The sequence below is a fragment of the Lysinibacillus sp. NPDC093216 genome (genome assembly GCF_050280325.1).
Lineage (GTDB): Bacteria > Bacillota > Bacilli > Bacillales_A > Planococcaceae > Lysinibacillus.
On record NZ_JBNNVB010000005.1, the window covers coordinates 165,651 to 191,701 of the forward strand.

Sequence of the window (26,051 nt, forward strand, 5' to 3'; positions counted from 1 at the left end):
TGGACTTGAAAGCTAGTAAAACTCCCCGTATTTATATAAAAGTAGAAGCTCTCCTTGATCGTGAAAACGATGAGGAGAGCTTCTTTGGTATATACAACTCAAATTGAGCAATTTAAGATAGGGTGAATGTTTAGACACACCTGCTGAAAAACGGCTTGGTAGTCACCGGAACACATGTGATGCAGTACTCATTAATTTTCCTTCCTTTTATGTAAATATGGGAATAATGATAGTAATCCTAGGGTAGCTAAACAAACGCCAATCCACAGTGGTGATATATAGCCATATCCTTTACTAATACCTAGGCCGCCAAGTGATGAACCAATAACAATACCAAGCGTAATAAAAGAACTATGAATGGTATTTATCATCGTGCCATTATTAGCAGTTTTCATCACCCTCGCCACCATAGCAGGATTCATTGCCACTCCAGTGAAGCCAATAAAAACAGTAGTAATAACTGCAACATATTTATTCTCAGCTCCTAAAGCAAATAAAGACAATGCTACGATTAAAATAATCAATCCACACAAGAGTGTTTCCATTGTATACTTATCAGCAAATTTGCCAATCATTATATTCCCAATGACTGTTGCACTACCATAGAGAGCAAGTAAATAGGGAATACTTGCGCTTGAAAAGCCTGTGATATTTGTAAAGATTGGCGTGAAATAACTAAATGCTGCAAACGTACCACCTATAATAAACATACTTGTTATGTACGCTGCCCAAAGATGAATATTTTTAAAGCGCATGAGCTCATCTTTCCAGTTTAAACGTGCTTTGTTTGGCGATGATGGTAGTAACAATTGAATCATAATCCCGGAAACTAGTACGAGAATAGAAACAAACCAAAAACTCGTACGCCAGCCAAAATTTTGCGAGATAACTGTTGTTATAGGTAAGCCTAGGACTGTTGCGATCATTAAACCTGCAAGAACAATAGATGCAGCTTTTCCCCTTGAATTAGGAAGAACCAATGTTGCAGAAAAGGATATGGCAACACCAAATGCTGAAGATGAAGCAATACCGGTAATAATGCGTGAAACCATCATACTATCATAGTTCCAAGCGATAGCTCCGAGCGATTGGCCAATTAAAAATACAAACATTAAAAATAATAAAGCTTGTTTACTGCGTATTCTTAAGAGAATTGCCGTTAAAATGGGACCTCCTATCACCATTGCTCCTGCATAAGCTGTAATTAAATACCCGATTGAAGATATAGGAACCTGAAATGCAAGAGCAAGCTCGTTCATCATACCTGCAACCATAAATTCAGATGTAGTCATACAAAAAATTGCTAGAGCTAGTAAATAAATAATCGATGGCATAAAAACACTCCTAATTTATTATTGTAACGATTGGTACAAAAATGATGCTAAAAAAGAGCGCACTAAGCGCCAAAAATAGATTCCAATGTTCCATTCATAATTTGCTCAGACAACATCCGATTTTGCATCGAAACATTAAGAACACGAAACCCGTAATAACTGCTTAAAAATAGACTAGCTAATTCCTCAGCTGTTTGCTTTTTTGAAATTTCGCCAGTTCGTAATCCTTCCTCCATTACTTTTTCAATAGCTAGTTTAAGAAGCTCGACATGCCGTGAGAAAATTTCTTGAACCATTACGTCATTTTTAGCTCTTTCCACACTCGCATTAATTAATAAACAACCCTTTTGATCGATATTCTCAAAATCTTCCTTTAATGCCCATTCGAAAAAATTACAAAACCGCTCTTTCAATGGAATTGGAGCATTTAATAATTCCTGCTGTTCCTTAATTCCAAACTCATGGTAACGTTCTAATACTTGTTTATAAAGTTCATGTTTACTACCAAAAGTATTGTATAAGCTACCTTTCCCGAGTCCAGTATCATTGCATAAATCCTGTGTAGAACACCCCTCATACCCTCTTATCCAAAAAGTTTTCATAGCGACATCTACAATTGAGGAATAATCAAACTCTCGGGGTCTGCCTCGTTTAGTCAAATTTATCCACCTCTCGTTTACATTAATAGAATATCTTTTTTGTACTAAACGGTCAATAAAATTTTTCAGTCAAGTAAAGTTAAAGATAAAGGTAGTAAAGCATAAGTCTTGATTGACTTTGCCCTAAGGGAAAGGTGTATAAATGAATTGTAGCAAGTAACAAATCAAAGAGTGAGGTGGTTTTGTGCTATCAATTGGAGAATTCTCGAAGATATGTGGTGTCTCCACAAAAACACTTCGATATTACGATGAAATTGGATTAATTAATCCAGATGTGATTAATGCTGAAAGCGGTTATAGGTATTATTCCATTGAACAACTAAAAAGGATGCTCTATATCAACCGTTTAAAATCCTATCGTTTTTCCCTTGAAGAAATTAGAACTATGATGGAATTAGAAGAGGATCAATCCGAAGAAATGCTTTGTTCAGCCCTTAACAAAAAGAAAAATGAAATTCAAGAAAAACTAAAGGCTTTTGAATATCTTGTTAAACAACTAAGTCATGATATTGCAAACTTAGAAAAGGGTATACCAATTATGTCGTACCTTGACGATATCGAAGTACAGCTGGTTGAAACAAAGCCAATAAATATCCTTTTTAAGCGTCTAATAATGAGCAGTGATGACTATTCATCGGGATACGGTACCTATTTTAGCAAGTTATATGAAAAAATTGCGAAGGAGCAGCTCACTTTACTCGGTAAGCCGATGACAATTTACCATAGCCCTGAATTTAATCCTACTGGTAATGATACTGAGTTCGCTATTCCAATAGCTGAGTCTATCAAAGGAACGAGAGATTTGCCTGGTAGCCTCTGTGCTAAATCCGTTTTAAAGGGAGCATATCCCGAATTAACATCTGTCTATGCTAATTTGATGAAGTGGATTGAAAACGAGGGTTATGAATTGATATTGCCGCCATATGAAATATATGTAACAGATCCACATCAAGCAAACTCCCCTGGGGATTATATTACTGAGGTATATTTTCCTGTAAAGAAAAAATGACAAAACGACCATTAGGAGGTTCCTATGCAAACAACAATAAATTGGCACAAGGTAGAGCCTGAAAGCATATATATGAATAATGAAAAGCTTTCTAAGCTTGAGCACATGGTAAAAAGTGATTATCACAATATAAATGGCATTGTAATTATTAGAAATGGTCATTTAGCCTATGAAAAATATTTTAACGGCAAAGGTCCTGATAAATGTCACCATGTAGCATCTGTTACCAAAAGTGTAATATCTGCGCTTATAGGCATCGCTATTGATAAAGGGTATATTAAAAGCGTTGAAGAAAAGGTGTTAGATTTTTTCCCTAAATATATTTCTGATGCTGATAAGCAGAAACAACAGATTACTATACGACATCTTCTCACGATGACAGTACCATATCCATTTGAGGATTGGCATGAGCCACTAGATGTTCTATGTCAACAGCAGGATTGGATAAAATATACACTTGATATAATGGGTGAAAACGGTGATTTAGGCGCATTTAAATATTCTACAGCTGGCGCACATTTATTGTCAGCTATTCTTACTGAAAGTACAGGTAAGAGTGCACGAGCGTTCGCTAATGAACATTTGTTTACACCGCTTGGCATGAAGGAAATTCCTGACTATCAAATGAACGCATATGGGTTTGATGATTTATTCGGGAAAAACGTTAAGGGGTGGGTACATGATCCATACGGTCATTCGACAGGTGGATGGGGGCTAACATTAACTACTCGTGATATGGCACGATTTGGCTACCTTTATTTAAACAATGGCATTTGGGATGATAATAGAGTTCTCTCAGAGACATGGATTCGTGAATCCACGGAAATGAACCATAATAATTACGGTTATTTATGGTGGCTACGACAAGAAAATGGACTTTCTACATATTCAGCAATGGGGGATGGAGGCAATATGATTTGTTGTATACCGAAGAAGAATATGGTTGTGGCAATAAGTTCAGAATTCATCATGAATCCACGAGATAGATGGCCATTAATTAAAGAGTATATAATTCCAGCAGTATTATAATATTTATGTTGTACATAAAAGAAGATATATAAATTATCCAAATAACAACTTCTTATACCCAATCTTACAATTAAGTTGATCCTCTCCGAGTAGAAATGAAAAGGTGGCAAAAGTCATTTACATTCCTAACCGGGGAGGTTTTTTTGAGAGGACAGTAGTTCAAAAAATAATCTAAAAAATGGACTATTTTTATCTTCTATTAAATTATACTTTTATTAAGAATTTATTAAATAAAGAGAGGGAAAGAAATGAGTAGTTATTTGGTTATCCTTTTAGTCATTATTCTTCTTATGTTAAGGGAGAAAAAAGTTAGACCAACTCGAATGTGGATAATACCGATTTTGTTAATTGGGATAACGTGTACTTCCGTTTTAAATTCAGATAAATTAACGCCGATAAGCTTTGTCTTGTACTTCATTTGTTTAATAATTGGCATAGGTATCGGGATATGGAGAGGAAAATTAGAAAAAATTCGTGTTAATCATGAAAGTGGAATCGTAACTACACAAAGCTCTGTAGCTGGAGTTATATTATTTCTTGGCATTCTTCTTTTGCGTCTACTTGCAGCAAAATGGGGAAAAGAGCATGCTGTCATATCATTAACGAATGCTCTTATGTTTATACCGCTTGGTAGTGTATGTGCTCGCCGGTATATTATTTATATGAGATACAAACAACTTACGGGATGAAATAAATATGGATTTAAAATGTTTCTTTCGCTTTTTACAAAAAATTGGTGCAGAGAATCGAACACAAGCGGTTGTATATGCCATTCGCAATAGAATAGTTTTGTAGATATAAAATTGTGAACAGTTATTATTGCTATAAAAATACTATAAAGTCCATAATATACAAAATTTTCGAAAATATGATAAAATAGTAGCGTGAAAAGGAGGATGAAGTATGACTGTTCAACAATTTACTGATTATGTAAAAAAAATGCAGCACTACGGAGAAGCATTAAGTGTGATTTATTGGGTAACTAAACTGTCGTGACAAATTTAGATAAAACTATACAAATATGTATAGAAATATAGATTTATAACAGAATACCCTTCGTATCAAGCGATTGGTGCGAACTCCACGTTAATTGCTTTTAACTCCTAAAGCCTTGTGACCAAAGCGGAACTGGAAACGGCAGACGTAACGGTGCGAAAGCAGAAAAAACAACAAGGATAGCATAAGCTGAAAAAAATTACTCAGTGTCCGTAAAGGATCATCGTGACAACGGAAAACGGTAGCGCTAAGTGCTTTGGCAATGGATGTTTAGCAGCGAACTCCTAAATCTCTAATGAGACATGGAAGACGTTCAACGACTATCTCCTTGAGGGAGAGTAAAACCGCAAGCGAATGGCGGAAGAAAAATGTGGCTCTTATTTAGAAGATAAGATGAAGATATAGTCTGCGCTTATGTGAAAGCATAAGAGGTCTACTCGTGAGAGAAAGACTGCATTGAGGGTTGCGCCTTCGTGTGAACAAGAAAAATATATACAAAGTAAATATAAAAATGTTAGCAACCTCTCTAAACAGGGTAATGTGATTTTATCATAGTGAAAGAGAGGTGGTACACATGGAATTAATGTCCATTGAGAAATTTGCTAAACGTGTTGGTGTAAATGTTGTAACGCTAAGAAGAATGGAAACAAAGTGCGAGAATGTATCTTCTGGCGGTACGAGATATTACTCTGTTGTACAATTAAAACAGTTCGGCTATGCACTAGACACACAAAAGTTGGTAATTGGCTATTGTCGAGTCAGTACACCAAGTCAAAAAATTATTCGGCCAAAGAAAGCTAAACGATTGATTGACGAGGTGGAAAAACAATGATATTGGCGACAAAAATAAGACTAAAACCAACTAAAGAACAAGAAGTTTTGTTTTGGAAGTCTGCAGGGACCGCGAGATGGGCTTACAATTATTTCTTGGCTGAAAGCGAACGTATTTATCACGATGAGAAGCGTACAGTCAAAGAGGGCGAAGTTCGTAAGAAAATCAATAACGAACTGAAACCATCAACGCATAAATGGCTAAAGGAAGTCGGAAGCAATGTGATGAAACAGGCGGTGAAAGATGCCGATATTGCTAGAAAGCGTTGGTTCGAAGGCTTGACTGAAAAGCCAAGGTTCAAAAGCAGACGAAGAAGTAAAGTTAGCTTTTATGTAAATTATGAAAGTTTAAAACGAACAAATGAAGGTTTTAGAGGTGAAAAGATTGGCAATGTAAAAACTTACATTGCGCTTCCTAAGCTTAAAAAGGGTCAAAAATATTCGAATCCACGCATCTCATTTGACGGACGAAATTGGTTCCTATCCATTGGATATGAGCAAGAATTTGAGCAATATGATTTGACAGGCGAAAGTTTAGGAATTGATGTAGGGAGCAAAAAATTGGCAGTTTGTTCTGATGGCAAGTTCAAAAAGAACATCAACAAAACCAAAGAAGTCAAACGATTAGAGCAAAAGTTAAAACGAGAGCAACGAAAACAAGCTCGTAAGCTCGAAGCCAACACGAAAGAGTATACTAAAAACCGAAAGCCAATCTATAAAACACCTTTAAAGAATATGAAAAATATTCAAAAACAACACACTGCAATCCGTAATTTATATAAGCGACTTAACGACATCCGAACAAATCATTTACATCAGAGTTCTAATGAGATTGTGAAAACCAAACCATCTCGTATTGTAATGGAACATTTAAATGTAAAAGGTATGATGAAAAACAAACATCTGGCGAAGGCGGTAGCCGGGCAAAAGCTATATGAATTCAAACGGCAAATTCAATACAAATGTCAAAAATACAGAATTGAATTTGTTGAAGCCGACAGATGGTTTCCATCATCAAAAACTTGTTCTAGTTGTGGACAAATCAAAACCGATTTGAAATTGAAAGACAGATTATTTATCTGTTCTTGTGGATTAAAGTTGGATAGAGATTTGAACGCAAGCATTAACTTAGCAAATTACTCAATCTAAGGAATTTAACTGACACTTAACCTTAGATGTGTACGCAACGATACTGCGGAATTTAAGCCTTTGGAGAGTCATACCAAATGGCAGTAGCTTTTTGCGAAACCAGACTCGGAGAATAAGGAAGACACAAAAACGAAAGTCGGAAGATATAAGTTGTGTCACAGTAGAGATGTTTACATTTTTCAAGAGATGTATATGTTTTTCGTATCGGACATGCGCACAGGTGCACCTAAAAAGGGGTTAGCTCAGCGTTCAGAGGTAGTTGGAACATTATCTGCCTCCTTATTTGACATGCAAACTAGTGAAGAGTTAGGGCAATTACTAACGGATCTAGAGGGGCAAAAGGCAGATCTCGATGATGTTATGCAGCGTTTAGTTGAGGAAGTACGTAAAGAGTATGATCAAAATAAAAAAATTCCGGCTGATGAATATAAGAAATTCGTCATTCTACAATCTAAAGCAGAAACAGCATGGGAAGAAGCAAAGGAAGCTAATAATTTTGCTTTATTCCTACCTTATTTAGAGGAAATTATAAGCTGGCAGAAGAAATTTATACAATATTGGGGTATTAAAAACGGTTCTCCGTACAATACATTACTAGATTTATATGAACCGGATATGACAACGGATGTTTTAGATCAAGTTTTTGGTGAATTACGTGAAACAATCGTTTCTCTTGTGCAAAAAATCGCAGCTTCACCAAATAAACCAGATACAAGCATTTTATTTAAGCATTTCCCTCGTGAATCTCAGCGTGCATTATCATTAGAAATGTTAGCGCAACTTGGCTATGATTTTGATGCAGGTCGCTTAGACGAAAGTGTACATCCATTTATGATTGGCTTAAATCATGGAGATAATCGTATTACAACGAAATATGATGAAAATGATTTCCGCTCAGCAATTTTTGGAACAATCCATGAGTGTGGGCATGCCATGTATGAACAAAATATCGATGTGAAGCTTGATGGTTTACCGTTAGCCAAGGGTACATCTATGGGAATACATGAATCCCAATCTTTATTTTATGAAAATTTTGTAGGTAGGAACGAAAAGTTCTGGGAGCATAATTACGAGCGACTTCAAAAGTATTCACCTGCACAATTTGGGGATGTAGCATTAGCTGACTTCCTACGAGCAATTAATATGGTGGAGCCGTCGTTTATTCGCATCGAAGCAGATGAGTTAACATATCCACTACATATTATGATTCGCTATGAAATTGAACGCGACCTATTCAACGGCGATCTTCAAGCGAAAGATCTTCCGCAAGTATGGAATGATAAATACGAAGAATATTTAGGCATTCGTCCTGAAACAGATGCAAAAGGGGTACTTCAAGATATGCACTGGTCAGGGGGCATGTTTGGCTATTTCCCATCCTATGCTCTAGGAATGATTTACGCTGCACAATGGAAACATGCAATGGATAAAGATCTTCCAAACTTTGATGAGCTGTTAGAAAAGGGTGAGCTTCTTCCAATTCGAGAGTGGTTAACAGACAAAGTCCATCAATACGGTGCGCTTAAGAAGCCATTCGAATTGCTACAGAATGCGACAGGCGAAGGCCTAAACGCAAAGTATTTAGCACACTATTTACAAGAAAAGTATACAAAGCTGTATCAGCTTTAAAGGAAAAAGCGATTTCTCAACTATATTTTATTAAAAGTCAAGAGTTAAAGTAATGCACTTGTTACATCAGTATTCTTTATGAAATGTGCAACATTATAAATAGTTATTTTCAAGCTGAACTAATTTTTTATTGGTTCAGCTTTTATTTGTGATTAAAAGTAAATTTAGATATATTTGCGAAATTAAAGTGTAGTACAATTAAGATGTTAAATTATACCTTATTAAACTAACGGTGCAGATTAGTTGAATAGTGTTGTTAAACTTTTGTTCAACAATCGGGCCATTTTGTTGGATAAGAGTGGGAAATATAAATCCAAATATGTATTATCGATTCTAAGGAATATTCTATGTAATAATATATATATGAAGTTTTGTAAGGAGGATATGCTATGAGTATAGTAGATTGATTACTCAGATTTTAAATAAGAGGAAGGTGGTAAATCAAATTTTATAGAGGTGTTCAAATTGAATAATTTAATGATTAATGCTGATTTTGGGAAGTTATGGTTTCATAATATATCTAAAATTCTAAGTGAACGTTTTCGCGAGCTAATCATACCTATTATCATATTGGGTCTGTCTGGATCGCCATTAATGACTTCATTAGTGCTTTTATTTCAGAGAATTAGTTCCGTGTTTTTTTCTATTCCAATAGGTACTTGGATTGAGAAAAAGAACCTTGTTTTGATTTCTTCGATCTGTAATTTAATATATGCTATATTATTGTTTCTATTGGCATATTTAATAACAATCGATATAACGAGCCTTTTTGTTATTGGGCCAATATTATTTTTCATGGGTTTAGTGGGATTGATGTTAAATATTGCCCTTTCAGCTATGGTACCTAAAATTGTTGGGAGGCAACGTTTATTAAGTGCTAATAATTCATTAGAAGCCGCTGATGCGATTGTAACCTTAATTGGTCCAGCCTTAGGTGGAATTATACTTGCGAAATATGGCCCGAACATTACCTTAACTATTTGTGGTAGTTTATTACTTATTTCAATGTTATTTATTTCACTTATAAAATACCGAAATATAAGTGAGGAAACGGATGATAAGCCCATGAAGGGAAAACAGAAACTGAAGAGTTTCATTCGGGATTCCCAAGAAGGTGTAAAGTACCTCTATGCTAATGGAGCTCAAATTGTATCGACGATTTCGGCTTTGGTACTCGGATTTTCAACCAGTTTTATTGTGCTTAGTGTTATCATTCATTCTAAATATACTCTCCATTTTTCAGAAGAGTATATTGGAATACTGTTATCTTGTGCTGGTATAGGAAATGTCGTTGGCGTACTTATAATGAACAAATTTAAAAATGCAAACTGGTTATACTTTCTCAGTACTTTAATGATCATATCTTCATTTGGAATCTTATTATTGATATCAAATTCATTTATCGTCATGTGTTTCGGAATGATAATCTTTGATGGGGCACTTTCTATGGCATTTGTTGTTCAGATAACTGTTCAACAGGGCATTACTCCAGACCATTTGATCGCCAGGGTTCGAAGTTCCATATACGTTTTAGGTGGAATTGCAGCAATGTTAGCGACTATACTATCTGGTTTGATTTCTGAATGGAACTCTATGGCAGCCTTGGCATTTGGATCATTGGTTTTATTAGTCAATGGCTTGTTTATTTTTAAATATAAAAAACAAGGAGTAGCAATGGATAAAATCAGTCCAATTTATGCTGCATCCAAAAGTAGCTGAATGATGGATTTAATAAAGGTAAGGAATTGTATTAAGTAATGTTGCACCATCGTCTTTGATGAATAAAATCGTGTATAAAAATTGAAGTCTTATCGTTGTAAATCCGCATAAATCTGACGAGTCCCCTTATTGTGCTAACGGGTGCTTAACTTGAAGATCATTGAGCTGTTTTAGACAGCTCTTTTTCTTATTATACTAACGGAGCAGGTTAGCTCAATAAGCTTTTATGTCATTTACTAAACAAAAGAATTATTATCTTTCCAGTTTATTCAATGAAAAAACAGACTAAAATAGTCTGTTACAAAAAAGTACTCCATATTGCTTTGAAAAAGATTCCTAGTCCAGCAAGGAATACACCTAAACAAGCTAAACTCAATGGGGATCCCCACTTAATTTCTGGCATAGAAAAAACCTCATTTCCTTATAGTTATAGAAAATTATACCATAACTTTCTATATAGGAAGTTGTTAAGCTAACGGGGCAGATTAGTTGAAGAGCGTTGTTTAACTTTTGTTCAACAATCGGGCCATTTTCTTGAATACCTTTAAATAAAAAGTATTTGGATATTGATGTTAAAATTCAATTGAGTTTATGAAGTAATATACTTAAATTAACAGGTAATTTGGTTGAACAAGTTAGTAAAAAGAAAGATATAATGAGTTACACGATTAGATTTGCTAATGAAAACGACTTGTCTAGTTTACTTATTGTAATTTGCCCATTAAAGCTTTCTTTGCTTCATGCTGTATAATACGGTCACAATATCACACGAATATCTTCCCGCCATATTCTGCTTGTAGACACGGTATTTATTTGTTCCTTCTAGAATCTGAAAATCTTTCTTACAAAAGATACATGTTACTTTATATGAAATCATCTTGTGCCTCCATTTTAAAATGCTCGATTAAAAATCATGAGGTTTGCTGTTCTTTTAAACTTATAAATGAAGTACCTACCGCTAAAAGTACAGCGAAACTAGCGAAAATAACAGCCGTCCATTGAAGTGAAAACCATTCAGCTAAAAGCCCTATTACAACTGTAAATAGTACCTGGAGAATACTTTGAATTAAATTCAACATGCTGCTAAAGCGCCCCATCACATCTGGATGTATCGTTGATTGATAGAGTGTAGCAAATCCAGTATTACTGAAAGCCATAAACATCCCTAATGTGACAAAACATATGACAGCTATAACATAAGAGTTTGCTAAATAAAAACCTAAATAACTAAGCATAGAAAGAAAAAATCCAACCTTTAGATAAACCATGACACTAAAAGTTTTCGCAAAAGCAGTAGCCAATAGCCCACCAACAATTGCTCCGATTCCCGCAACGGTTACGGTAATACCGTATAAGCTTTCAGAAATTTCAAGGTGTGCTAACAGAAACGTCATTTCCTGTGAATCTAATGCAAAAGCAATCATGAGGGCTATTGAATAAATCACGATTAATCGTGTAAAACTGTGAAGCTTTTTAGCGTAAGTGATTGTCATTTGCCAATCCTCTTTAATTGTTAACAGAGTTATTTTTGATGATTGACTTGTATTCGTTTTATTTTCAGACGGAAGCAAGCTTAATAAATAGGCACAAATAAAAAATGTCACTCCATTCACCCACATTGCCACACTTGTACTGAATGTTGCTAAAATAAGCCCTGCGAGTGCCGGACCAACCATAAACGAACCTGAACTTAATGTAGAATGAAGCGCATTAAAACGTTGCTTATGTCCTTCTTGTACATGCACAGATATTAAGTACGTACTGCTCGGACCAAAAAAGGTACTTGCAATATTTGTTGCGCCTACTAGAGCATAAATAAGCCATAGTTGGTCAACAAAAGGCATGAGACAAACGAAGAATCCTCGTATCAAATCCGTTGTAATAACTGTTTTCTTTTTGTTCCAACGATCAATATAAGATCCAACGAAAAAATTACAAATGATTCGAACAAGAGGACCTATAATATATAAGCCAGCTACAGCTGCTGGAGAATGTGTTAAATTCCAGATCATCACGTTTAAAGCAATTAAGTAAATCCAGTTACCTAACTGTGAAACACCTAAACCGGTTAATAAATACACATAATGCTTCGACCACTTCATCAATGATAGCCTCCAGCAACTCTTTGTCGCATTTTCTCACTTGTTTCAAATAAAAGACGGTAAAGTTCTACTGCACGTTTATATTGTTTCGAGTTTTCATACATTTTTGCAACAAGAGGACCATAAGACAAAATCAATTCAATATGTTGTTCTTCTATAAAATACTTAAAAACTTTTTTCTCTATCTTGTAAAACTCCTCCAAGCTTTCTAGCCCATCAATTTGTTCAAACGCTTGCATTAAAAAGAATTGCATTTGCTGATGAGTACCTTGAGTAAAATCATTTTTTGAAAGCTCATGAAGTTTTTCTGAAAAAAGTTCCTGTTCACCGCCAAATAATATGGTACGCGTATAGTTTATTAGCGTATGAATATCCTTTTTGTATGTTAGTGCCTTTTCGTAATATGTAATTGCCTTCGTATATTGTTTATCTGATTCGTATGCAAATGCTAGGTTGTTATAAATGGATGACCACTGAACATCTGTAGCAATTGATGGGACATGATGTAGTAAATCAATTGCTGCATGATATTCTTTTAAAGCATCTTCTACTTGACCTAAACCATTTAAAATAACGCCATACATTGAATAGAGCTTTAATTGAAATAATGGCTTATATTGATGTTTAAATAACTGAATGGCTTCTTGTATATATAGTTTTGCGAGTGAAAATTGATAAGCGCGATGGCTAGCAAAAGCTAAATGGTAGACATAATTTGCTTGTTCAAAAGAAGAGCTTTTGGATAAGTGAAACTTGCTGTTTGATTGGAACTCTCGATTTAAAATCGCATCGTAGTTTCCGATCATTAGTTCATAATATGTTTTGACTGCAACAAATAATTGCCACTCTCTTGAGCCACTAGGTGATAGTAAGTCATCTAATGAGGCTAAAATGCCACCTGCTTCCTCCATGCAGTCTTGACTCAATAAGTACCGGCAATAAACTAAGTCTACTTGCATCTGTAAACTTGGCGAAGTACGCTGTACATAAAGTAAATGAAGCTGCTCCATCTCTTCTTCATTGATTTTTTCATTTGATAATAACTTCTCATAAATTTGTTCAATCAGTTGCTCTTGGTTTTTACCTTCTTCTACATAAGTTGTAAAATCCAACTGTAGTTTTTCAAATAACATTCTATACAATGTCTCATTTGGTTCTACTAATCCGTTCTCAATTCTACTTAAATAAGACGTTGTACAAATACCAACAGCCAATGTATCTTGGTTCATATTGTTTAATTGCCTGAAGAATTTAATCGTTTGTCCAATTTTATGATGTCGCTCCATATCAATCACCTCTATAATTATCATATCAAAATAAATCGGTTGAATATTGTGTAAATAGTATTCGATTTGAGAAACTAGTTATAACAAATTATGGCATATTGTGTAATCTTCTGCTTTTCTAGAGCAAGTTAATGAGGAAGTATTAAGAAGTTGTAGAAAGGAGGATAACTTTGAAAATAAAAAGGAATCAACTTTTTTATCACTATTATTCTGTCTGATTTTATTTCAAGTGGGGTGTAGCGAGGCGGCAAAATAACACGAACTGAAGCGAAAATGATAGCAAGTAATAACATGGAGTTAACACAATAAAGTTAATATTCTGAAAATTCAGGTAGTAGTGTTGTTTTCGGAGTATAATAAGCGTCTCTGTTCTTATTCAACCTTCTTCTTCAACTAACGGAGTGCTTTAGTTGAAGAAGAACCAGAAGCAACGTTAGGCGAAATGAAAATGTAAAACTCCTTTATTTTCAAGTTATTTCTCGTTTGTGAATGATAAATTGTCTAATCTATCTTTTTTAATGGCTGTTTTCGAAAAGATTGTTGCTATTCAACTCCCATGAAAGAACTTAATCATCTTTCATTTTCTGTGGTGTAGCGCTGGTTTTTGCGCTACATGGATGGCTAACGGGGCAGTTTAGTTGAACAAGGAGGTAATACCTCTGCTGTTTTAAACATATCTTAGTATGAGGGAGACATTTAACCTGAAATGTGGGTTTACGAGGTGTTATTGATCAAAAAACCAATATTATACCTATCAAAGTCTTTTATAATCGAGGGAGTGGTTTGTACTGAAACCTTTAACAGAATCAAAAAGTACCTCAAGAAATCTAAAAGAAATTTTAAAATCTCATCCATTAACTTCATTCTTTGTTATGGCATATTTATTTTCGTGGATTGTATTAATTCCATTTATCTTATCTCAATGGAATATCATCCCCAAAGCTAAAATTTTCGATGTTTTCTTTGGACTTAATGCTTTCGTTGGTCCTATGTTAGCTACATATATTATGATTCGGACTCTCGAAGGAAAAGGAGCTTGGAGAGTTATTACAAAAGGAATATGGAAACTTAAAGTAGGTTTAAAATGGTACTTCTTTGCACTTATCGTCATTCCTACTGTGATATATTTGGGATTTGTAATGTTAAACGGAGGGATTCCAAATTCTAAAGGGCTTACAACGCAATTTTACGCAACATACCCGATTTATCTTGTTGTAGTCTTCTTCTTTGGTGGCCCGTTTCCAGAAGAAATCGGTTGGCGTGGTTTTGCTTTACCTCGAATGCAATCTAAGTTTGGATCATTAAAAGCAACGCTATTGCTCGGAATTCTTTGGGCGTTTTGGCATTTACCTCATTTTTTAACCGCAGCACAAAGAGGAGGTCCGGGTTCAAACATTTCTCTTCTTTATTACGATTTACCTATTTTTATTGTGCTATGCCTAGCTGCTTCCATCATTTTAACTTGGGTGTTCAACTCCAAACAAGGAAATTTGTTTATTGTTATTTTGGTTCACGCTAGTTTGAATACTTTTAGTTTTATACAACCTCATTTTACTAACCCGGCTTTGAAAGAATCTGATTTATCTGTTTGTCTAGGATTAGGTCTTTTCGCTTTGATAATTCTTATTTTTACAAAGGGTAAATTGGGATATAAGAAATCTTCTCCTGAAGTGGAATTAGGTAACCAAAAAAATCTTAAACAAACGAGCGCAATTGTTGAATAAACTTTACTTTTCTCTTCAACTATGGTGCTTTAGTTGAACAAAAAAGTAAAGGTAGCCTTGTTAAAACAATCTAACAAGGCTATTTTGGTATCTCAATTAACTTTCTATTTAAACTGCTCAAAATGATTAGCGACCCATCGCTTCTGATTTTCTGCAATCTATTTACCAATTCTTCTTTTGTAAGCTGCATATACTTCTTTTTAGCGATGTTTACATCACGTTCAGGGGAAATCTTTCTTAATGTCGCTTCATCAAATATAGGTTCTTCTGTTCCTGACACCGAAGGCATTCTTGGTTTGCCATCTCGAACACCTTTTAATTCTTCTTTATAATTATGCAAGAAAGCTTGACCATCCATTAATGGATTGCTATGTGTATATTGTTTTAAATGAATCATAGACTTATAAAAGGATTTTAACGCTGATAAAAAACGGCTAATTGTGTTTGGGCTTTTATTTGTTAAACTTACCAAACGAAACGAATCTTTATCATGAACCTTACACTTCATTTCATGCCTCAAATATTCCTCAACAACTACTCGTATCTTTTCCTCTGAATCATTCCATTCCACTCGTTGCCCTTGATAATTACTTTCTTCCTCTAACCACTTGAAAAAGGGAAGTAAACATTTCAAATAAGAAGTTGCAGAACTCTTATCGATTCTCCCTACACAATCAAAGTAATAATCCGACAAGGAAAGGAACGGTTGGTTATCTCTAAATACCAATAATTCATATTTGCTTTCAATATGTTTTGGACAATACTCATACCAATACAATTACTAACACCTCCAAAAGAACGCCTGTTCTATATTAACTTTTTTTCTTGCAATTATAAATGTTAACCCTTTTATTAAATCCTAGTAGAAATGTTAAGCAAAATAAAAATGTACACTACTAAAATTGAATTTAGTAATGTACATTTTTATAACATATTTATATAATGTGAAACATTAAAACAAGTTATGATGTAAGAAATCATCATAACTTGTTTTTAATATTACAGAGTAGAGAAATCGCTTTTTATGAAGATGCAAGAGATTGTTACCAAAGCTTATAGCCTTTAGAGCCAGGAGGGGAATTAGAAATAATATCGATAATTGGAATAGTATAGGCAAATAAAATTAATGCTACTAAAATAACAAGCCATACTTTAAAGTTCTCTAAGATAGCTGGAGTAGTACCACCGTTTTCATGTACTTCACCAACTGGGAATTCCTCTTCGCCTTTTGGTGCAAACCATGCTAATTTCACCACAATATAAAGGATGATTAAGATAGCGATGAATAGTATCGTACCACCAACAGCTTGAGCGATTTGATAAGGAATCCAATCATAAGCTTGTTGAGCACCGCCATACTCAGAGTAATCAGATCGACGAGGTGCACCGATCAGACCAGCGATATGCATAGCGGAAGACATAATTGTCATACCAGTAGCCCATAAAATAGCTGCAAAATTACCAAGATTGTTCAAAGATTTAGTCAATGTACGACCTGTTAAATATGGAATTAACCAAAATGCCGCACCAAAATAAGTTAAAACGGCTGTTGTTGCAATCGTTAAATGGAAGTGCCCTGTAACCCAAATAGTATTATGGATTAATTGGTTCATTTGGTAAGAAGCATTAATGATACCGCCTGCGCCACCAGGAATAAATGCTAACATACCGATAAATGGCACGAAGAAACGAGCATCTTTCCATGGTAATTTTTTAAACCAACCGTAAAGCCCTTTCCCACCTAATTCACGACCACGTAATTCGAACATTGCAAACATCGAGAAGGCTGTCATTAAGGATGGTACGATTACCGCAAATGTTAAAACAACTTGTATGAATTTCCATGTGCCATCAATACCTGGCTCTGTTAATTGGTGATGGATCCCAACTGGTACAGAAAAAATTAAAAACAGCATAAATGACAGTCTTGCTAAAGAATCAGAGAAAATTTTCCCTCCAATAACCTTCGGAATAACGACATACCAAACCATGTATGCTGGTAATAACCAGAAGTATACGAGGGCATGACCGAAATACCAGAACAATGTACGGGATAGTGCTACATCAACACGTTCGATAAAGCCTAAGGACCATGGAAGTAACTGGAATAGAACAGAAACAGCTACACCTAGAGTTGCTACGAACCACATTAAATTATTGACAACAACCATAAATGACAGTAATGGGCTTCGTTGTCCACTACCTTTGTTTTCTTTACGCCACTGTGCATAACGTAAAACTTGACCTGCGCCGCCAACCCAAGAACCAACAACGACTAATGTAAGGCCTAAATAGAATATCCAGTGAGCTTTCAGTGGAGCATAGAACGTATATAAAACAGATGCTTCGTTCAGTAGAACCATTACTGCAGCTGCTGCTGTACCGATAGTCATTAACCAGAAGCCGATCCAGCCAAGGCGACGTTGACCGTCTGAAAAAGTCCCTGACGTACGGCTAACACTAGCAATTTGGAAACCAAAAATAAAGAATGTTGTTAAAATAAGACCGAGTAAAACACCATGTACGGTTAAAACTTGATAGTAACCAATGCCTGCTGGTAATGTAAATTGACCAGAACGAACGAAAACTTGTAATAAACCTGCAAGACCCCCTAATAACAATGCGATGAATGCCACGTAAATATGTGCCATCGCTAGCTTCGCATCACGACGATCCACTTTCGTCAAATTATTATTTAGACTCATTTGGCTTCACCACCTTTAGCATAGAGTGCATCATCGTATGTCCTGTACCACAGTATTCATTACATACGATTAAAAACTCTCCTTCTTTATTTACTGTAGTTACATATTCAGAAATGTAACCTGGTTCAAGCATCATATTAATATTTGTACCTGCAACTTCAAAACCGTGCATTACATCTGCACTCGTTGCAATAAATTTCACTTTAGCTCCAAGTGGCACTTCAATTTCTGGAGGATTGTAGTTAAATGCTGAAGCTAAAACAACTACTTCGTAATCCCAATCTTTACCTTCTACTTTATGTACACCCGGGTTATCGAAGGGTGCAAATTCTTTTACTTTCTCATAATCTAGTGTTTTTTTACCATTGTTCGGATGTGAGCCTTGATGGAATGCACCGATGCCTAGAATGATAAGGAATGCTACTAAAGTAGCGACTCCGAACACAAGCCAATACTTCTCATACTTATGTAAGTGCATATGTCTCTGTCCTTTCTTAGTAGAATCAATTATGCCTCGGCATAATTCCGTGTCATCCGCCGGAGGCTTTAATTTCTTTCAGTGGAAACCCGCTGAAAGGAAGTTAAAAACGATTGATGAACAAATCGAAGCAGTACACCCAAAGCAAGATAATGATGATTCCTACTCCAAATACCGCATAGAGTGAACCTTTTAAATTTTCATCTGACTTTTTTTTATTTGCCATTTTTGCTCCTCCTACGCTTTTATTGTGTCTTTCTTATTGCCATGATATATAAATAAATTTCTTTTTGATGTGAAAAAAATCACACATCTTGGCGAAATATGTGAAAAAAATGTGAAAAATTGAGGGGGGAATAAAAAATAGCTACCTCAATAGTCATTGAGATAGCCACTTATTGGTTAGAATTAGAGGAATTATTATTAAAAACTCTTATTTTTCGAAAGATTTTACTAATTGAAATTTGGACTTGAGCCTAATGGAGCATCCATTGTTAATTATAGAGAATGATAAAGCATGGTCATAAATGTTTAATGTATTGGCATAGGATATATCATTTGGAACAGTTCGATATTCTAGTACTCTATTCTCCTTCAATTGTTAAAAGAACTGTCAGCGGACCAACGCTTGGAATTGTAACAGGGAGTACAAATGCCTTTTCAAAGCCGTATAACTTTGTGTTGCCAACCATCACTGTTGGCGGTGTGATATCAATTTCTAAGCTTTCTTGTCCTACAGTAGTGCATAAATTTCCTGCAATCATATTTCCGAATTCCCCTGTAAAGGATTCCAACATTTCTCCTTCAAGAGGCATACCAAACATTGTATTGCCGATGCCACTAAAAATTTCAGGAGAGGAATCAATGATTACACGGCCCTTTAAATCTCCTATTAAACCAATTAAAACACCCATTTGCTGTTGTTGAAATGGTTCAGAAATAATACTAGGTGTTTTCACCTCTATATCCATAGGTAGGATCGATTTTAAAGCGTGAATTGTCCCGTTTAAAATAGTTTGAAAGTACTTCGAATTACTCATCATTACCGCATCCTTTTTCCGACTTTTCTACATCTTACCATGTTAAATGGGTAAGATGAAAGTATGTCTTGACGAATTAATGGGAAATTTATATTATATTAATGAGAATGATTTTCAAAATCAATAAATGGACGTTAAAGTCTTTTCGAATAAAAATTTTTATATAAAAAGGAGCGGTCAGCGATGACATTTGTATTTATTGGAGCGGCAGTGGTTATCTATATTGGAGTGGGAACACACGTCATGAAACAGACGACTGCACATTTAAAATAATAGAATTTCAATTTTTTATACAGATAGAGCATGGTCCGAGTAATTTTGAGACCATGCTTTTTTTGAATAATATTTATCTTTAATCCTTTCAATGTAATAAAAAGAAAAGGATTATTTGTTTTTTTCTGAAATATATTGTAAATGTGAATAGTATTTTTGTAGAATTAAACAAAAACGTATATCAATACAAATAGGGTAAGTGATTCATTCGTTTAATCAGTAATCATTAAGGTTACAGTATCAGAAACAGTAAATAAAAATGGATGGACGATACAGCGACGTCCTAGAGAAATTAGGTGAAGACAATGACAAAAATATTATTAACAGGATTTGTACCATTTCTTGAGTATAAAATTAATCCTACAATGCAAATTGTAGAAAATTTACATGGAGAAGTGATGGATGGCTATGAAATTGTAGGACGCATTCTGTCTGTGGATTTTCAGCAATCTGCTCAGCAACTGAAACAATATATTGCCGAGATACAGCCACAAATCATTATTTCCTTAGGATTAGCTGGAGGACGTTTTAAAATAACGCCAGAGCGAATTGCGATTAATATTAAAGATGGTGAAGCGGATAACAATGGTTATACACCAACAGATGAAAGCATTTATGATGGTGGTGAAGACGCGTATATTACGAATTTACCTATTAGAAATATGGTGAATCGATTAGGCAAAGAAGGGTATCCAGCAGAAATATCAAATACGGCAGGTACTTATTTATGCAACAATATTATGTATGAGGGGCTAGTTTACGCAAAGCAACATAAGGGGGTCCGCGCTGGATTTATTCATATTCCTGCATCATTCGATTTGGCGATTCAGCATGGGAAAATACCGGGATGGAATATTCAAGATTTAATAACTTCCATTAAGCTTTGTATCGAGGAGACAATTCGTTCAACGAATGATTGATTTTGCTCATACGATGTGAATTAGCCAACACACAAATCGTTTTGTATTTATGGATGCCCTAAAATATTTTAAGGCATCCATTTTTTTATTTATATGAGGTTTATTCTTTTACTCATGAAACAAAGTATCTTTGATTTACTTAAGGCGATTAAAGTGTAGTCACTAATTCAACAGCCTCAACAATAATTGGAGTTCCTGCTGGTAAAGTGCCTGTAACAGTATGGAATGTTAATTCTGTTGCAGAAACTGAGTAAGAACCACCTTCCTGAAGCACCCCATTTATATATAAATTATAGTACCCGTTTGTTACGATCGGGAAAGTAGTTGCAGCAGAACCGCTATCATTTAAAAAGGTAGTAGAGGCAACCGTTGTACCATCAGAGATCGTTAAGGGTGCAGCTAAAACATTGAAAAATCTAGCCGAAGTACCTGTAACATTGACATGAATATTAATAATAGAAAGTGCCACTTATTTTCACCCCCTTTCAGGTATGTTACTTACATTGTAGAAAATCCTATTGATTCTATGATGATTGGAGTACCTCTATAAATTATTGAATTATCTGGACTTAAAGTTAAGGAGGTTGGAGTTATAGTGTAAATTCCACCTTCCTGCATTACGGCGTTGATGTAAAGATTAACGTAGCCATTCGGATTGAAAATCATAAATTCAATTGCTGTGTTCCCATCATCACCCCAAAATTGACTAGCAAATAGTGTCGCCCCATTCGTTAAATTAATATCTGATGTAGCAATATAGAAATATCTATTTACTGTTGGAATGATATTCCCATTAGGTTCAATGACTGGAGGAGGGTCTACCGGAGGAAGAGTACTAGCTTTTATACGAGGCCAAATAAACCGGTCTTCACATCCACATTTTTGCTCGAGTTTTTGGTGATTCCTAAAGTTCACCATTTTTTTATCACCCCATTTAATTATTTTTTCCCCAAGTTAACTTTGTAATTTTCACTATTATTAGTATTACAATCACACATTAAACTTTTTTAAAACTTAATTTGCCTTACCTTAAAATATGAAGAAAATAATAAATTGCTTAGTTGTGCAACCATTTTGAAATAGAAATTAGTAGTTTTTTTAAAATATTGGCCCATCACTACAAATTGAGAATGACATTTTGTTAAAACGTATGAAATCAACCCCACGTTTTGATAGTGAGCCTGAATAATGCATTTTTTTGGTTAAACAGGGCGATATGGATGAATATGGCGTCTGAAACCTTTATATATATGCTTTTCAAAGTAAATTAGTGTTATACTTTGTTTGTCGAATAAGGTAGAATACTATTTATGACTATCTTCATTCAGAAAAACTACCACCTCTAAAGTGGTAAGATGAATCAGGATATAGTTCCTTTCTAAACATTACTGAATGAAGATTAAGCCTCCGGCGGATGTCACGGATTTTTAAAGGAGTGAATTGTGCTCGCACAATTCAAAATCCGGACGCATTGTTTATCTGCGCGAAAGCGAAGCGACAGCGGCAATTACGCCAAGGCGAAATTGATTAATATGAATAAAGGGGTTACTGGTTTTATGAATGATTTTGAACAACAGTTGGAGGCGCTATTAAAGCAAGCGTCGTTACAATACATAATTTATCAGCATAATGGTGATACAGAGCGTATGGATAAGACATCACTTTTTGCACGTAAAATACAGCAAAAAGAATATGTTATCGGCTTTGCTGGCCATTTCTCTGCTGGTAAGTCGAGTATGATTAACGCGCTATCAGGTGAAGATTTACTTGCGTCAAGTCCTATTCCAACGAGTGCCAATATCGTCAAAGTCCATAAATCAGATGAAGACTTTGCGATTGTCTATATGCACAATGAAAAACCTGTGAAATTTGAAGCGGGTTATGATTTTAAAACAGTGAAAGAGCTTAGTAAAGATGGGGACCTAGTGTCTCAAATTGAAATTGGTCATAGTACATCGACATTACCACTAGGTGTCACAGTTATGGATACGCCAGGTGTCGACTCAACAGATGATGCACACCGTATGTCAACAGAGTCAGCCCTTCATATTGCTGATATCGTATTTTATACAATGGACTACAATCACGTGCAATCAGAATTGAATTTCCAATTTACAAAGCAATTAATGAAGTACAATCCAAACGTTTATTTAATTGTAAACATGATTGATAAGCATAATGAAAATGAATTAAGCTTTGAGGAATTTAAAGCAACAGTTCACAATTCCTTTGCGGCTTGGGGTGTAGTACCAAAAGGTGTATTTTTCACTTCATTAAGAGAGCCTGAGCACCCTTATAACGATTTTAAAGCTGTTAAGAAAATTGTTATGGATAGTATGAATGATTGGCAGGATCAACTTGTAAAGACAGCATCAAATACGCTGCGTTTATTACAAAGTGAGCACGACACTTATTTAACAGAAGAAAGAGAAGATCGTTTAGACATCGATGAAGATGTATTAAGTGCCGATGACTGGGCAAACCATAAAGATATTTTAGAGCAATACAATAAGCTAAATCGTCAAGTTGAATTGTTCTCGATTGAAGCATGGAATGAAACGTTCGAGGACCAACGTAAAGAACTTCTTGCGAATGCTGCCATTATGCCAGCTGATTTACGCGATAAATTACGTCTGTATTTAGAGAGTCAGCAGGATGGTTTCAAGGTAGGGGGCTTATTTACTGCTAAGAAAAAAACAGAGGAAGAGCGTAACCGCCGTAAAGAGGATGCCTATAGTGCCTATCAAAATGTTGTGCATGCACAGATTACTGGACATTTAAAAGGGCTAATGAAAAAGGTGTTAAAGGATGTTAGTGCATTAAATGAAGAACGTGCTACCGCTATTGATGCCTACGCCTTTGAATTACCATTCTCTCTTATTGAGCAGCAGGTACAAGCTGGTGCCATATTAACTGGAGATGCCGTATTAAACTTCGCTAACCGTGTAGCAGAGGCAACAAAACGCTACTTCATCCAGGAAACAGATAATTGGAAGGATGCACAAGCAACAACTTTAGAAGCAGTGGCTACTGAAACAGCTGCTCCATCTAAATTAAAAATGGCTGGGATGCAAGCGAAAGTTGATGCTATTCAGGCAGTGCTTGAAATCGAGGGCTATCAGCAATATAGTGCAAGTATTATGCACCAGGCAAGCAATGAAATACGTCAGCTAGCAAATCAACAACTTACAAATTGGGATCAAGCCTTTAAGCGAGATTTAGCAGATATTCGATTGTTTGATGAATCGATGTTAAAGCCAAAAGAAGAAGCATTACAACAGGAAGAGGCACAGCAAGCAGTTAGCGCAACTAGCCTTCCTATTGAAGGTGTAGTGAAGCGTGCACTTCATACGGCAAACTCGGTAAAAGATGTACAAGGCTTTGCGGAAGTAGCAACTTACTTAGAAAATAAAGTAGAACGATTACAGAAAAAAGATTTCACAATCGCGCTTTTCGGTGCATTTAGTGCAGGGAAATCTTCGTTCTCTAATGCGTTAATGGGTGCTAAAGTTTTACCTGTATCACCAAACCCTACAACAGCGGCTATTAATAAAATTCGTCCTGTGACACCAGAGCATCCGCATGAAACAGCAGATGTACTATTAAAAACAGCTGACCAAATGCTAGAGGATATTCAAGCTTCATATGCAGCAGTTGGATTATCAGTTTCTTCTTTAGAAGAGGCATTTAATCGTGCAGATGAAGGACTTGCGGTACAGCTATCGGACGAACGCCTAAATGTGCATAAATCATTTATTCGTGCATATAAAGAAGGGTTCCCAACATTTAAGTCTGAGCTTGGAAAAGTATTACGTGTTAACCGTGAAGAGTTCGAAAAATTTGTTGCGCAAGAAAATAAATCATGCTTTGTCGATAATATTGATTTCTATTATGATAGTCCGTTAACACGCATGGGTGTGACACTTGTTGACACACCAGGAGCAGATTCTATTAATGCGCGTCATACAGGTGTTGCGTTTGAATATATTCGTAATGCTGATGCAATCTTGTTTATTACTTATTATAATCATGCTTTTGCTAAAGCTGACCGTGAGTTTTTAATTCAGCTAGGGCGTGTGAAGGATGCCTTCGAACTTGATAAAATGTTCTTTATCGTCAATGCGATTGATTTAGCGACAACAGAAGAAGAGCAGGAAGATGTAAAAGGTTATGTGCGTTCAGAGCTACAACGTTTTGGCATTCGCTTCCCTCGACTTTACGGTGTGTCGAGCTTATTGGCATTAAAGGAAAAAGTTGAGGGTGCTGATTTAACATCAGGTATGCCACCTTTCGAAGATGCCTTCCACACATTCTTAAATGATGAATTAAGTGCATTGGCTGTTCAGGCACTTGCAGAGGAAGTCGATAAAACGGAACAACGTTTAGGTGACTTAATTACGCAGACAGAAGAGAACTTAAAGCGTAAGGATGAGCGTTTAGAGGAATTAACAACTCTTGAACAGCATATAACATCGAAGTTTAATACGCTTAATACAAGCATGTTAGAAAGTGAAACGAAGCAAGAGCTTGATGAATTATTGTATTATGTTCTTCAGCGTGTGTATTATCGTTACCCAGAGTTCTTTAAGGAAGGCTACAATCCTTCAACATTTTCAGCAATGCCAGCTCAGCAAGCATTAGAGCATGCTTTAAAAGAAGTAATGCAAAGTTTACGTTTTGACTTTACACAAGAAATGCGTGTAACAAACTTCCGTTTATCACAGTTTATTAGTAAGAAGATGCAATTACGCTTTAAAGATGAAGTACGTGAGCTGAAAGAATTAAACCGTAGCTTCTCATTCTTAGCGTTTGAATCTTCTGAGCCAGATTTACTTGATTTTGAAGGACCATTTACAGATATCGCGAAATATTCGGGTGTTAAATCACACTTCCGCAATCAAAAGGCATTCTTTGAGAAGAATGAAAAAATGAAACTAAGTGAGGCGCTTGAAGTATTAACAAAACCAGATGCGCAAAACTATTTAGATTCACAGAAAGTATCCCTCATGACATGGGCTATTACCTATATTGCTGAGGAAGCAGAGAAATTACGTCTGCATATTTACCATCAGGCACTTGAACAAATTGCAACAGAAAGACTTGCACTTCAGGAAGAAAGTCGTTTAGCTTCTTGGAAAGCTATTTACGAACAATTACAATACGCATGA

At 35.5% G+C, this 26,051-nt stretch carries 20 protein-coding genes and 1 pseudogene; 10 read left to right on the forward strand and 11 right to left on the reverse strand.

Going from position 1 to position 26,051, the window contains the following annotated elements:
* Positions 1-191: 191 nt before the first annotated feature.
* Together ACQKOG_RS08450 and ACQKOG_RS08455 are read right to left on the reverse strand one after the other, a co-directional pair.
* Positions 192-1,334, reverse strand: a complete 1,143-nt coding sequence (locus ACQKOG_RS08450; protein ID WP_427445966.1) for an MFS transporter — start codon at positions 1,332-1,334, stop codon at positions 192-194.
* A 62-nt stretch (positions 1,335-1,396) separates the two neighbouring features.
* Complete coding sequence (locus ACQKOG_RS08455) at positions 1,397-1,993, reverse strand: TetR/AcrR family transcriptional regulator (RefSeq protein WP_427445968.1); 597 nt, start codon at positions 1,991-1,993, stop codon at positions 1,397-1,399.
* Positions 1,994-2,177: 184 nt separating this feature from the next.
* Here ACQKOG_RS08455 and ACQKOG_RS08460 point away from each other — a divergent pair, with 184 nt between their 5' ends.
* The 7 genes and pseudogenes from ACQKOG_RS08460 to ACQKOG_RS08490 all read left to right on the forward strand — a co-directional run bounded on the left by ACQKOG_RS08460 (position 2,178) and on the right by ACQKOG_RS08490 (position 10,355).
* Positions 2,178-3,002: a MerR family transcriptional regulator gene (locus tag ACQKOG_RS08460; RefSeq protein ID WP_370082159.1), complete on the forward strand. Its 825-nt coding sequence runs from the start codon at positions 2,178-2,180 to the stop codon at positions 3,000-3,002.
* Positions 3,003-3,026: 24 nt separating this feature from the next.
* A complete protein-coding gene (locus ACQKOG_RS08465; protein ID WP_427445971.1) occupies positions 3,027-4,031 on the forward strand; it encodes a serine hydrolase domain-containing protein in 1,005 nt (334 codons plus the stop codon).
* A gap of 248 nt (positions 4,032-4,279) precedes the next feature.
* On the forward strand, positions 4,280-4,720 hold the full coding sequence (locus ACQKOG_RS08470; RefSeq protein WP_370082155.1) for a hypothetical protein: 441 nt from the start codon (positions 4,280-4,282) through the stop codon (positions 4,718-4,720).
* An 881-nt stretch (positions 4,721-5,601) separates the two neighbouring features.
* Positions 5,602-5,805: pseudogene (locus ACQKOG_RS08475) on the forward strand (IS607 family transposase); the annotation flags it as partial.
* 50 nt (positions 5,806-5,855) lie between these two features.
* Positions 5,856-7,007 (forward strand): RNA-guided endonuclease InsQ/TnpB family protein, encoded by a 1,152-nt coding sequence (locus ACQKOG_RS08480; RefSeq protein WP_427445973.1) that lies wholly within the window; start codon positions 5,856-5,858, stop codon positions 7,005-7,007.
* A gap of 192 nt (positions 7,008-7,199) precedes the next feature.
* Entirely contained in the window at positions 7,200-8,636 is a 1,437-nt protein-coding gene (locus tag ACQKOG_RS08485; RefSeq protein WP_427445975.1) for a carboxypeptidase M32, read from the forward strand.
* 465 nt (positions 8,637-9,101) lie between these two features.
* Positions 9,102-10,355 carry an MFS transporter gene (locus ACQKOG_RS08490; RefSeq protein WP_427445977.1) on the forward strand — a complete coding sequence of 418 codons (1,254 nt, stop codon included), beginning with the start codon at positions 9,102-9,104 and terminating at the stop codon, positions 10,353-10,355.
* A 911-nt stretch (positions 10,356-11,266) separates the two neighbouring features.
* On the opposite strand, the gene ACQKOG_RS08495 is transcribed toward ACQKOG_RS08490, so the two are convergent.
* A complete protein-coding gene (locus ACQKOG_RS08495; protein WP_370083733.1) occupies positions 11,267-12,457 on the reverse strand; it encodes an MFS transporter in 1,191 nt (396 codons plus the stop codon).
* On the reverse strand, positions 12,457-13,743 hold the full coding sequence (locus ACQKOG_RS08500) for a helix-turn-helix domain-containing protein (RefSeq protein WP_402868940.1): 1,287 nt from the start codon (positions 13,741-13,743) through the stop codon (positions 12,457-12,459). Before ACQKOG_RS08500 ends, ACQKOG_RS08495 begins: the two co-directional genes overlap by 1 nt.
* 872 nt (positions 13,744-14,615) lie before the next feature.
* Between ACQKOG_RS08500 and ACQKOG_RS08505 the strand changes: the two genes are divergently transcribed.
* The gene (locus ACQKOG_RS08505) at positions 14,616-15,467 is read left to right on the forward strand and encodes a CPBP family intramembrane glutamic endopeptidase (protein ID WP_402868942.1); all 852 of its coding nucleotides are present in this window, start codon (positions 14,616-14,618) and stop codon (positions 15,465-15,467) included.
* A 79-nt stretch (positions 15,468-15,546) separates the two neighbouring features.
* On the opposite strand, the gene ACQKOG_RS08510 is transcribed toward ACQKOG_RS08505, so the two are convergent.
* The 5 genes from ACQKOG_RS08510 to ACQKOG_RS08530 form a co-directional block, all read right to left on the reverse strand.
* Positions 15,547-16,245, reverse strand: a complete 699-nt coding sequence (locus ACQKOG_RS08510) for a hypothetical protein (RefSeq protein ID WP_427445980.1) — start codon at positions 16,243-16,245, stop codon at positions 15,547-15,549.
* 265 nt (positions 16,246-16,510) lie between these two features.
* Positions 16,511-18,172 (reverse strand): b(o/a)3-type cytochrome-c oxidase subunit 1, encoded by a 1,662-nt coding sequence (locus tag ACQKOG_RS08515; protein ID WP_370077366.1) that lies wholly within the window; start codon positions 18,170-18,172, stop codon positions 16,511-16,513.
* Positions 18,159-18,650 carry a cytochrome c oxidase subunit II gene (locus ACQKOG_RS08520; RefSeq protein ID WP_370077367.1) on the reverse strand — a complete coding sequence of 164 codons (492 nt, stop codon included), beginning with the start codon at positions 18,648-18,650 and terminating at the stop codon, positions 18,159-18,161. The genes ACQKOG_RS08515 and ACQKOG_RS08520 overlap by 14 nt, the downstream gene beginning before the upstream one ends.
* Positions 18,651-18,753: 103 nt before the next feature.
* Entirely contained in the window at positions 18,754-18,876 is a 123-nt protein-coding gene (locus tag ACQKOG_RS08525; RefSeq protein ID WP_255505077.1) for a hypothetical protein, read from the reverse strand.
* Positions 18,877-19,234: 358 nt separating this feature from the next.
* The gene (locus ACQKOG_RS08530) at positions 19,235-19,690 is read right to left on the reverse strand and encodes a chemotaxis protein CheX (protein ID WP_402868948.1); all 456 of its coding nucleotides are present in this window, start codon (positions 19,688-19,690) and stop codon (positions 19,235-19,237) included.
* 578 nt (positions 19,691-20,268) lie between these two features.
* Here ACQKOG_RS08530 and ACQKOG_RS08535 point away from each other — a divergent pair.
* On the forward strand, positions 20,269-20,883 hold the full coding sequence (locus ACQKOG_RS08535; protein WP_402868950.1) for a pyroglutamyl-peptidase I: 615 nt from the start codon (positions 20,269-20,271) through the stop codon (positions 20,881-20,883).
* Between the two features lie 148 nt (positions 20,884-21,031).
* Here ACQKOG_RS08535 and ACQKOG_RS08540 read toward each other — a convergent pair whose 3' ends face one another.
* Together ACQKOG_RS08540 and ACQKOG_RS08545 are read right to left on the reverse strand one after the other, a co-directional pair.
* Positions 21,032-21,352: a DUF4183 domain-containing protein gene (locus tag ACQKOG_RS08540; protein WP_402868952.1), complete on the reverse strand. Its 321-nt coding sequence runs from the start codon at positions 21,350-21,352 to the stop codon at positions 21,032-21,034.
* A gap of 29 nt (positions 21,353-21,381) precedes the next feature.
* Positions 21,382-21,801: a DUF4183 domain-containing protein gene (locus tag ACQKOG_RS08545; protein WP_402868954.1), complete on the reverse strand. Its 420-nt coding sequence runs from the start codon at positions 21,799-21,801 to the stop codon at positions 21,382-21,384.
* Positions 21,802-22,439: 638 nt separating this feature from the next.
* On the opposite strand from ACQKOG_RS08545, the gene ACQKOG_RS08550 reads away from it, so the two are divergent.
* Complete coding sequence (locus tag ACQKOG_RS08550; RefSeq protein ID WP_427445984.1) at positions 22,440-26,051, forward strand: dynamin family protein; 3,612 nt, start codon at positions 22,440-22,442, stop codon at positions 26,049-26,051.

Excerpts from the sequence above, each read along its gene's own strand:
- ACQKOG_RS08450 (WP_427445966.1), bottom strand. The coding sequence starts at position 1,334 with ATGCCATCGATTATTTATTTACTAGCTCTAGCAATTTTTTGTATGACT.
- ACQKOG_RS08465 (WP_427445971.1), top strand. The coding sequence starts at position 3,027 with ATGCAAACAACAATAAATTGGCACAAGGTAGAGCCTGAAAGCATATAT.
- ACQKOG_RS08470 (WP_370082155.1), top strand. The coding sequence starts at position 4,280 with ATGAGTAGTTATTTGGTTATCCTTTTAGTCATTATTCTTCTTATGTTA.
- ACQKOG_RS08480 (WP_427445973.1), top strand. The coding sequence starts at position 5,856 with ATGATATTGGCGACAAAAATAAGACTAAAACCAACTAAAGAACAAGAA.
- ACQKOG_RS08485 (WP_427445975.1), top strand. The coding sequence starts at position 7,200 with ATGTTTTTCGTATCGGACATGCGCACAGGTGCACCTAAAAAGGGGTTA.
- ACQKOG_RS08495 (WP_370083733.1), bottom strand. The coding sequence starts at position 12,457 with ATGAAGTGGTCGAAGCATTATGTGTATTTATTAACCGGTTTAGGTGTT.
- ACQKOG_RS08500 (WP_402868940.1), bottom strand. The coding sequence starts at position 13,743 with ATGGAGCGACATCATAAAATTGGACAAACGATTAAATTCTTCAGGCAA.
- ACQKOG_RS08505 (WP_402868942.1), top strand. The coding sequence starts at position 14,616 with ATGGCATATTTATTTTCGTGGATTGTATTAATTCCATTTATCTTATCT.
- ACQKOG_RS08515 (WP_370077366.1), bottom strand. The coding sequence starts at position 18,172 with ATGAGTCTAAATAATAATTTGACGAAAGTGGATCGTCGTGATGCGAAG.
- ACQKOG_RS08520 (WP_370077367.1), bottom strand. The coding sequence starts at position 18,650 with ATGCACTTACATAAGTATGAGAAGTATTGGCTTGTGTTCGGAGTCGCT.
- ACQKOG_RS08525 (WP_255505077.1), bottom strand. The coding sequence starts at position 18,876 with ATGGCAAATAAAAAAAAGTCAGATGAAAATTTAAAAGGTTCACTCTAT.
- ACQKOG_RS08530 (WP_402868948.1), bottom strand. The coding sequence starts at position 19,690 with ATGAGTAATTCGAAGTACTTTCAAACTATTTTAAACGGGACAATTCAC.
- ACQKOG_RS08535 (WP_402868950.1), top strand. The coding sequence starts at position 20,269 with ATGACAAAAATATTATTAACAGGATTTGTACCATTTCTTGAGTATAAA.
- ACQKOG_RS08545 (WP_402868954.1), bottom strand. The coding sequence starts at position 21,801 with ATGGTGAACTTTAGGAATCACCAAAAACTCGAGCAAAAATGTGGATGT.
- ACQKOG_RS08550 (WP_427445984.1), top strand. The coding sequence starts at position 22,440 with ATGAATGATTTTGAACAACAGTTGGAGGCGCTATTAAAGCAAGCGTCG.